This is a genomic window from Paraburkholderia sp. RL17-373-BIF-A (genome assembly GCF_046030175.1).
Taxonomy (GTDB): Bacteria; Pseudomonadota; Gammaproteobacteria; order Burkholderiales; family Burkholderiaceae; genus Paraburkholderia.
Genome location: NZ_JARESO010000276.1, coordinates 1 through 1184, shown reverse-complemented (window position 1 = coordinate 1184; position 1184 = coordinate 1). Strand labels below are relative to the sequence as shown.

The window sequence follows — 1184 nt, the reverse complement described above, 5'->3', positions numbered from 1 at the left end:
CAGCACGCTCACGTCGCGTACACCGGCGTCGATGATGAGACCCTGCGCGCCGCGCGCCTTGAAGCTCGTCGCCAGCAGGTCGCCGAAATAGCCGTCCGTGCAGTCCGCCGTGACTCCGGCGATGACGATATCGCCCGGCTGGATCTGTTCCGCCGCGACGTGCAGCATCCAGTTGTCGCCCGGCTGCAGCAGCACCGTGACGGCCGTGCCGTGGGCGCGCGCGCCGGCATAGATCGGACGCATATAAGGCTTCAGCAGACCGACACGACCCATTGCCTCGTGCACGGTGGCGGTTCCGAGCGCACCGAGCTTCGCGGCGACGTCGCCATCTGCCCGCTGGATGTTGCGATACACCACACCTAGTTCATACATGATCAATGTCCCTTCGTCTTCAATGCCGCATCGAGGCGCGGATAGACGCGGCGTGCGTTACCTTCGTAAATCCTGTAGCGCTCGTCCGCATCGATATGCGCGGCCTCGATGTAGCGTTTCGTGTCGTCGAAATAGTTACCCGTCTCCGGATCGATACCGCGCACGGCGCCGATCATCTCGCTTGCAAACAGGATGTTGTCCACCGGAATCACGCGCGTGAGCAGATCGATGCCCGGCTGGTGATAGACGCAGGTGTCGAAGAACACGTTGTTGAGCAGATGATCTTTCAGCAAGGGCTTCTTCAGTTCTTGCGCGAGTCCGCGAAAGCGTCCCCAGTGATAGGGCACCGCGCCGCCGCCGTGCGGAATCACGAAACGCAGTGAGGGGAAATCGCGGAACAGGTCCGACGTGAGACACTGCATGAACGCGGTGGTATCGGCGTTCAGGTAATGCGCGCCGGTCGTGTGGAAGCACGCATTGCAGCTCGTGCTCACGTGGACCATCGCGGGGATGTCGTACTCGACCATCTTCTCGTAGATCGGGTACCAGTAGCGATCGGACAGCGGCGGGCTGGTCCAGTGACCGCCCGACGGATCCGGGTTGAGATTGATCGCCACGTTGCCGTACTGCTCGACGCATTTGACGAGTTCGGGAATGCAGGTGGCGGCATCGACGCCCGGACTCTGCGGAAGCATCGCGGCCGGGATGAAATGGTCGGGGAACAGCTGGCTCACACGGAAGCACAACTCGTTGCAGATCGCCGCCCACGTACTGGAAACCTGAAAATCGCCGATGTGATGCGCCATGAAACT

At 61.7% G+C, this 1184-nt stretch carries 2 protein-coding genes; both read right to left on the bottom strand.

The features are described 5' to 3' along the window. The coding region (locus tag P0D80_RS50300; protein WP_408296254.1) for a 4-carboxy-4-hydroxy-2-oxoadipate aldolase/oxaloacetate decarboxylase at positions 1-372 on the bottom strand (372 nt) is incomplete at its 3' end. A gap of 2 nt (positions 373-374) precedes the next feature. Beyond that, positions 375-1184 (bottom strand): amidohydrolase family protein (locus P0D80_RS50295; RefSeq protein ID WP_408296251.1); only part of this gene is annotated, 810 nt, incomplete at its 5' end.